At 68.6% G+C, this 7,538-nt stretch carries 6 protein-coding genes and 1 pseudogene; 3 read left to right on the plus strand and 4 right to left on the minus strand.

Annotated elements, in window-relative coordinates; genetic code table 11:
* Position 1 precedes the first annotated feature (1 nt).
* The 4 genes from mltB to BLS74_RS02390 all read right to left on the minus strand — a co-directional run bounded on the left by mltB (position 2) and on the right by BLS74_RS02390 (position 4,981).
* Positions 2-931 (minus strand): lytic murein transglycosylase B, encoded by a 930-nt coding sequence (gene mltB, locus BLS74_RS02375; RefSeq protein ID WP_244503722.1) that lies wholly within the window; start codon positions 929-931, stop codon positions 2-4.
* Between the two features lie 173 nt (positions 932-1,104).
* Positions 1,105-3,096 carry a transglutaminase TgpA family protein gene (locus tag BLS74_RS02380; protein WP_093102642.1) on the minus strand — a complete coding sequence of 664 codons (1,992 nt, stop codon included), beginning with the start codon at positions 3,094-3,096 and terminating at the stop codon, positions 1,105-1,107.
* The gene (locus BLS74_RS02385; protein WP_093102692.1) at positions 3,090-4,058 is read right to left on the minus strand and encodes a DUF58 domain-containing protein; all 969 of its coding nucleotides are present in this window, start codon (positions 4,056-4,058) and stop codon (positions 3,090-3,092) included. The genes BLS74_RS02380 and BLS74_RS02385 overlap by 7 nt, the downstream gene beginning before the upstream one ends.
* A gap of 2 nt (positions 4,059-4,060) precedes the next feature.
* Positions 4,061-4,981, minus strand: a complete 921-nt coding sequence (locus BLS74_RS02390; protein WP_093102643.1) for an AAA family ATPase — start codon at positions 4,979-4,981, stop codon at positions 4,061-4,063.
* Positions 4,982-5,056: 75 nt separating this feature from the next.
* On the opposite strand from BLS74_RS02390, the gene BLS74_RS02395 reads away from it, so the two are divergent.
* The 3 genes and pseudogenes from BLS74_RS02395 to BLS74_RS33610 form a co-directional block, all read left to right on the plus strand.
* The gene (locus BLS74_RS02395) at positions 5,057-6,010 is read left to right on the plus strand and encodes a histone deacetylase family protein (RefSeq protein ID WP_093102645.1); all 954 of its coding nucleotides are present in this window, start codon (positions 5,057-5,059) and stop codon (positions 6,008-6,010) included.
* A 13-nt stretch (positions 6,011-6,023) separates the two neighbouring features.
* Complete coding sequence (locus BLS74_RS02400; protein ID WP_093102646.1) at positions 6,024-7,304, plus strand: mechanosensitive ion channel family protein; 1,281 nt, start codon at positions 6,024-6,026, stop codon at positions 7,302-7,304.
* Positions 7,305-7,443: 139 nt separating this feature from the next.
* Positions 7,444-7,538 (plus strand): annotated as a pseudogene (locus tag BLS74_RS33610) (electron transfer flavoprotein subunit beta/FixA family protein); the annotation flags it as partial.

Below are 7,538 nucleotides of genomic sequence, written 5' to 3' on the forward strand. Positions count from 1 at the left end.
GCTACTGTCCCATCGCGGTGCGGACTTCGCGGCCGAGATCGATCACCGACATCGCGTAGTAACTGCTCCAGTTGTAGCGCGTGATCACGTAGAAGTTCTGCGTGCCGGCCACGTAGTTCGGCGCGTCGGCACCGTTCTGCAGCTCGATCAGCGCGAGCAGGCCCTTGTGCGTGAGCGCCTCGCCTTCGAGCACGGCGCCGCCGGCCACGAACGCGTCGGCGCTGAAGCTGGGCAGGATGTCGGGCGCCATCAGCACATCCTTTTTGAGCCGCGCCTCGTCGAAGCCGACCGGGTAGATCGGCGGCATGCCCGGCTGCCAGCCGAAGGCCCTGAAATAGCTGGCCACCGAACCGATCACGTCGGCCGGGTTGTTGACCAGGTCGATGCGGCCGTCGCCGTCGAAGTCGGTCGCGTACTTGGCGATGCTGCTCGGCATGAACTGCGGCATGCCCATCGCGCCCGCATAGCTGCCGACCGGCATCATCGGATCTTCCGCGGTGCGGCTTTCGATGCTGAGAAAGCTTTCGAGCTCGCCGCGGAAGAAGGCCTGGCGCTCGGCCGCGCGCGGATGGCCTTGGGGGAAATCGAAAGCCAGCGTGGCCAGCGCATCGATGACTCGGAAGTTGCCCATGTTGCGGCCGTAGATGGTCTCGACGCCGACGATGCCGACGATGATCTCGGGCGGCACGCCGTACTCGGCTTCGGCGCGCGCCAGCGTGTCGGCATTGGCGCGCCAGAAGCGCACGCCGGCCGCGATGCGGATCGGGTCGATGAAGCGGCTGCGGTAGACGCGCCAGTTCTTCGCCGTGCCCCTGGGTGCCGGCAGCATCAGGCGCGGCACGTTGGGCAGCAGCCGTGCGTTGCCGATGGTCGCGCGCACCCATTTGCGATCGAGGTTGCGCCGTTCGGCCACGTCGTCGGCGAACTGCATCGCGTCGTCGCGCGTGGCATAGGGCGTCTCGCCGCGCACGGTTTTCTGAGCCGATGCGGGGGTCGGGGCGGTCAGCAGGAGGAGGGCCAGCGGAAGAGCGGTCGAAAGAAGGAGGCGCATGGCCTCGATTGTGCCGCCCGTGCCCGGCGCGCTCGTGCGGGACACATGTGGTTTCAGCGCGGCCAGGCCAGGCGGCGGAACTCGGCCTTGAGCGCGGCCAGCGCCGGCCCGGGCGTTCTGGCGTAGCGCTGCGCCTCGAGCTTGAGCAGCCAGTCCGCAGCCGCCTGCGCGCCGGCGCCGAAGCGTTCGGCCAGCCGGGCCGCCATCTGGCGCGGCGGCATCGCGTCGGGCACCTCGATGCCTGCCTTCTTCATGCGTGCACGGGCCTGGCCGAGCAGGCGCAGCCACGGGTCGTGCTGGCTGCGTTCCCACAGCGTCCAGCCGGCGCCCGCCAGGCTGGCCACGACCAGCAGCACGAGCAGCACGGTCGCCAGGTCCTGCAGGCTCGGCGCTTCGAAGCCCAGGTTCTTGAGCAGGTCGAGCTGCCGGCTCTGCGTGTAGTTGAGCACCCACTGGTTCCAGCCGTTGTTGACCGCTTCCCAGGCGGCGCGCAGGTTCTGCGCCAGCGTGGGGCTCATCCCGTTGATCGCGCCGGCGAAGAGGCCCGGCTGCGGCGCGAGGCGCTGGAACTGGCCGACGCGGTCCGGCGAGACGGCGCCGGTCGGATCGACGCGTATCCAGCCCGCGCCTTCCTGCCACACCTCGGCCCAGGCGTGCGCATCGCTGTGGCGCAGCGTCCAGAAGTTGTCGACGCCGTTGATCTCGCCGCCCTGGTAGCCGGTGACGATGCGCGCGGGGATGTCGAGCGCGCGCATCAGCACCACGAAGGCCGAGGCGATGTGTTCGCAGAAGCCGGCTTTCCTGTCGAACCAGAACTCGTCGGCGGTGTCGTTGCCGTAGACACCGGGTTCGAGCGTGTAGCTGTAGCCCCCCGTGCGCAGCCGTTGCAGTGCGGCCTGCACGAAGGCTGGCGTGGCCGCGCCGGCGAGGGCCGGGTCGCGCTTCATCTGCGCGGCCAGTTCGGCCGTGCGCGGGTTCGAGCCCGGAGGCAACGCCACGTAGGGTTGCAACGCGGCCGTGCGGCGCTGCGGGCCGCTCTGGAACTGCGTGAAGCTCTGGGTGCGGTAGCGCACCAGGTCGCCGATCGGCCGGTTCGCGACCCATTGCAGCTCGGGCGTGCCGAACAGTTCGTAACCCGGCAACTCCGGCTTGGCCGGCGCGGCATCGAGCGTCAGCAGCCAGGGGCGGTTGCTGGGCTCCAGCGTGACTTCGTAGCCGATGGCGTCCCCGCGCACACGCAGGTTCTGCGGCAGGAAGCCGCGCGAGAAGAACGGCGGCGATGTCCATTCGCGGCCATCGAACTGCGACAGCACCGGGCCGCGAAAGTACAGGTCGCGCTGCGCCGGGATGCGGTTGCCGTCGAACCTGATGCGCGCCGCGATGCCATCGTCGAGCGCGAGCTGCGCGATGCTGCCCACGCGCATCGTGTTCGACAGGCCGGTGCGGCCGGTCATCGCGTCGTTGGGCGTGCCCCAGAGCGGCGCCATGCGCGGGAACAGCAGGAACAGCACCAGCATGATCGGTGCGCCGAGCAGCGCCATCCAGCCCGCGGTGCGCGCCGCCTGCATGAGCGGCGGCTTGCCGACCGGCATGTGGGCGTTGACCAGCGCGGTCAGGAGGCCCAGCAGTGCCAGCAGCATCGCGAAGGCGGTGGGCAGCGACTGCGAGTAGAAGAAGTTCGTGAGCATCGTGAAGAAGCCCAGGAAGAAGATCACGAAGGCATCGCGCCTGGCACGCAGCTCCAGCGTCTTGAGCGCAAGGAGGATCACGATCAGCGTGACCCCGGCGTCGCGGCCCAGCAGCGTGCGATGCGTGGCGTAGGTGGCGACCAGCGTGACCGCGAGCAGGCCGGCGCGCCACCATCTGCTGGGCAGCGGCTTGGCCTGCACGGCCAGGACGCCGCGCCAGAACAGGACGATGGCAGTGAGGGTGCTGCACCACCAGGGCAGATTCGGGACCTGGGGCAGCAGGATGAGCGCGATCACGCCGAGCAGGAAGAGGGTGTCTCTGGCTTCCCGGGGCAGCGATTGGAGCTTGGTCAACATAAAGCCAGCACCTCCAGGCACCGCCGCTTGTGCGCCTCCCCCTGAGAAGGCGCAACCACCTTGCCGCCCACCCGCAACCCGTAATCCACGCCCAACCGGTCCGCCATCAGCACCCACGCGCAAAGCCGCGACAGCCGCGCTTCCCAACCGGGCAGGCCGGCAGATTGCGCGTCCAGCCACAGCTCCTGCCGCTGCGCCTGCTGCGTGTCGCGGCTCACGAGTTCTTCCGAGCCCGTGGCCTGCGCCCGCGCCGCGCGCTTCCACACCACGAGCTTCAGCGGGTCCCCGCGCCGATATGCGCGCACCCCGTCGTACTCGCCGGCCACGTTCGCGCGCAGCATCGACGCCGCCGCCTGCCCGGCCAGGGGTTCGCCGGGCGGCAGCGGCGGCGGGTTCGGCTCGGGGGCCGGGTAGACCAGCACCTGCGAGGCCGGCCGCCACACCGTCCAGACGCGAAAGGTGCCCAGCGGAAAACGGGTTTCGGCCGTGAGCGTCGGCACCGGATGCAGACCGCGGCGTTCGGGCTTGAAGGCGACCTCGACCGTTGCGCTGCCCTCGGCCGGCACGTCGCTCCACGACCATTGCCCGCTGTGACGCACGGCCAGTCCGATGCCGTAGCGCGTGCTGCGCCGGGCGTTGTGCAGCACCACGCGGAACACGGCGGCCGCACTCGCATAGCGCGGATCGGGCGTCATCAGGCGCAGCGCGAGCCCGCGCAGGGTGGCATGGCACACATACATGCCGACCGCCACGCTGCCGGCCAGCAGGAAGGTCAGCAGATAGCCGAGGTTGAGCTGGTAGTTGATCGACGCGATCAGCAGCAGCAGCAGCGTGGCGCCCAGCATCCAGCCCGCGGGCGTCGGCACGATATAGACGTTGCGCTGCGTGAGCTCGAGCGTGTCCGAAGGCGGCCGGCGCGAGAGAAACCAGCCGTCGATGCGCGAGCGAAGCGGCGCCAGCAGTTTCACGGCAAGGGGACTGCGGCGGTCATGGCGCGCACCTGCTCGACCGCGCCGCGGCCCGCATCGCCGAGCGGCGTGAGCCGGTGCGCGATGGTTTGCGGCAGCACGGCCTGCACGTCGTCGGGCGCCACGTAGTCGCGGTTGGCCAAGAGCGCCTGCGCCTTGGCGGCGCGCAGCACGGCGATGCCGGCGCGCGGCGAGAGCCCCTGCAGGAACCAGCGGCCCGAGCGCGTCGCGGCGATCAGGTCCTGCACGTAGTTCAGGAGCGGCTCGGCCGCATGCACCTGCAGCACGCGCTGCTGCAGCGCCGTGAGTTCACCCGCTGTCAACAAGGCCGGCAGACCCGCGAGCATTTCGCGCCGGTCGGCGCCGGCCAAGAGTTCGCGCTCCGCCGCGCGGTCGGGGTAGCCCAGCGAGATGCGCATCAGAAAACGGTCGAGCTGCGACTCGGGCAGCGCGAAGGTGCCCAACTGATCGTGCGGGTTCTGCGTCGCGATCACGAAGAAGGGCGTGGGAAGAGGGCGGGTTTCGCCTTCCACCGTGACCTGCTTCTCCTCCATCGCTTCCAAGAGCGCGCTCTGGGTCTTGGGGCTCGCACGGTTGATCTCGTCGGCCAGGAGCACCTGGGCAAAGATGGGCCCGGGGTGGAACACGAAGGCCTGCTGTCCGCGGTCGTAGATCGCCACGCCGGAGAGATCGCCCGGCATCAGGTCGGCCGTGAATTGAACCCGCGAGAACTGCAGGCCGAAGGTGTGCGAAAGCGCGTGGGCGAGGGTGGTCTTGCCGACGCCCGGCACATCCTCGATCAGCAGGTGACCGCCGGCCAGGAGGCAGGCCACGCAGTCGCGCACCTGTGCCTCTTTGCCCACGATCACCGTGTTAAGCTGGCCGAGCAAACTGGCGAGCTTCGCGGCAACGTCCATTTTTGTATCCATATGCAAACAATACCGTAAAGCCCTGCGGCCCTACGCTGCATGAGGCTACGACGTGATCGATCCATGGGCAAAACCGGCTATTTCACCCACCGCGACTGCTGGAAACACGAGATGGGCGCGGGGCATCCCGAATGCCCGGAGCGGCTCGATGCGATCGAGGACCGGCTGCTTGCAACCGGCGTCGCCGACGCGCTTGAACGCGCAGAGGTGCCGCTGGCCACGCTGGAGCAGATCACGCGGGCGCACAGCGTCGAACACCTGGAACTCCTCGAGGCGCTGAGCCAGCGGCTGATCGCCGACGCCCCGGCCGGCGGCCCGCGCTACGCGCAGCTCGATCCCGACACCGCGCTCACGCGCTTCACCGTGCTCGCTGCCCGCCGCGCCGCCGGCGCCGCCATCGCCGCGACCGACGCGGTGATCGCCGGCGAGCTGGACAACGCCTTCTGCGCCGTGCGGCCGCCCGGCCACCATGCCTGCCGCGACAAGGCGATGGGCTTCTGCTTCCTCAACAACGTCGCGATCGCGGCGCGCCATGCGATCGAAGAACATGGCCTGGAACGCGTCGCGATCGTCGATTTCGACGTCCACCACGGCAACGGCACCGAAGACATCCTGAGCAACGACCCGCGCGTGCTGATGGTGGGCTTCTTCCAGCATCCCTTCTATCCGTACAGCGGCACCGACCATCCGGCGCCGAACATGCTCAACCTGCCGGTGCCGGCCTATACCAAGGGCATGGACGTGCGCGAGCTGATCGAGGCCTGCTGGATGCCGCGGCTCGACGAATTCAAGCCGCAGATGATCTTCGTGAGCGCGGGTTTCGACGCCCATCGCGACGACGACCTGGGCCAGCTCCGGCTCAACGAGAACGACTTCGCGTGGATCACCGAGCGTGTCCGCGACGTGGCGCGACGCCATTCCCAGGGCCGCATCGTGTCGATGCTGGAAGGCGGCTACAACCTCGATGCGCTCGCGCGCAGCGTCGAAACGCACCTGCGCGTGCTGGCTGATCTCTAGGGCAGCCCCTAGGATGGATCTCAGCGCCTTCACTCAGCGCCTCGGCCAGATCGACGCGCGCAGCCTGTGGATCGAACTTGCGGCTCTGGTCGGCTGCGTGGCGCTGGCCTGGGCGGTCTGCCGCTGGTTCGGCCGCGACCAGCCCAAGGATTCGATCTGGTTCGGCGAGCGCACCTTCGACGGCCTGCTGTTCCCGCTGCTCGCACTGCTCTTGACCGATCTGGCGCGCCGCTTCGTGCTCGAGTTCCAGCCGGTGCTGGTGCTGCGCATGGCGGTGCCGGTGTTCCTTTCGCTCGCGGCCATCCGCCTGTTCGCGCGCGTGCTCAGGGCGGTGTTCCCGACCTCGGCGCTGATCCGCCTGGTCGAGCGCACGATCTCGTGGATCGCATGGATTGCGGCGGTGCTCTGGATCGTCGGCCTGCTGCCCGCGGTGCTGGCCGAGCTCGAGAACATCACGCTGGCCTTCGGCAAGACCCGCGTCAGCCTGCGCACCATCCTGGAAGGCATCCTGTCGGCCGGCCTCGTGCTCGTGATCGCGCTGTGGATCGCCTCGACGATCGAGAAGCGCATCTTGCGCACCTCGGTGACCGACCTGTCGATGCGCAAGGTCGCGTCGAACGCGATCCGCGCCTTCCTGCTCCTGATCGGCCTGCTGTTCGCCTTGTCGGCGGTGGGGGTCGACCTGACGGCGCTCTCGGTGCTGGGCGGCGCGCTGGGCGTGGGCCTCGGCTTCGGCCTGCAGAAGCTGGCCGCCAACTACGTGAGTGGCTTCGTGATCCTGCTGGAGCGCTCGATCCGCATCGGCGACAACGTCAAGGTCGACGGCTTCGAGGGCCGCATCACCGACATCAAGACACGCTACACGCTGGTGCGGCAGGGCAACGGGCGCGAGTCGATCGTGCCGAACGAATCGCTGATCACGAGCCGGGTCGAGAACCTTTCCGTGTCCGACCTCAAGTTCAACATCACGACCAGCATCGTGGTCGGCTACGACAGCGACGTGGCGCAGGTGCAGGCCATCTTGTGCGATGCGGCCGCCGCGCAGGCGCGCGTGCTGAGCGATCCCGCGCCGGTCGCATTCCTCGTCAACTTCGCGCCCGACGGGCTGGAGTTCAGCCTCAACTTCTGGATCGCCGATCCCGACAAGGGCAAGGACAACGTCCGCTCGCCCATCAACATCGCGATCCTCGAGGGCCTGCGTGCCGCCGGCATCGACATTCCGTACCCCCAGCGCGTGCTGCGCGTCGAATCGCTGCCGCCCGGCGTTTCGGCGCCTGAGGCGGCTCGCCTATAATCGCAAAAAAAAGCACGATCGTTCTTTTTCTTCGCGCCCCGCGCCAGGTGATTGAAATGAACAGCTCGCGCGGAGGCCGGCGCCTAAAATCTCCGGTTCCCCTGCACCCCCGGTTTCGCAATTCAATGGAGTCAAGCCAATGAAGGTCCTGGTCCCCGTCAAGCGGGTCGTCGATTTCAACGTGAAGGTGCGCGTCAAGAGCGACGGCACCGGTGTGGACATCGCCAACGTCAA

It is taken from the genome of Variovorax sp. CF079, assembly GCF_900101545.1.
GTDB lineage: Bacteria > Pseudomonadota > Gammaproteobacteria > Burkholderiales > Burkholderiaceae_C > Variovorax.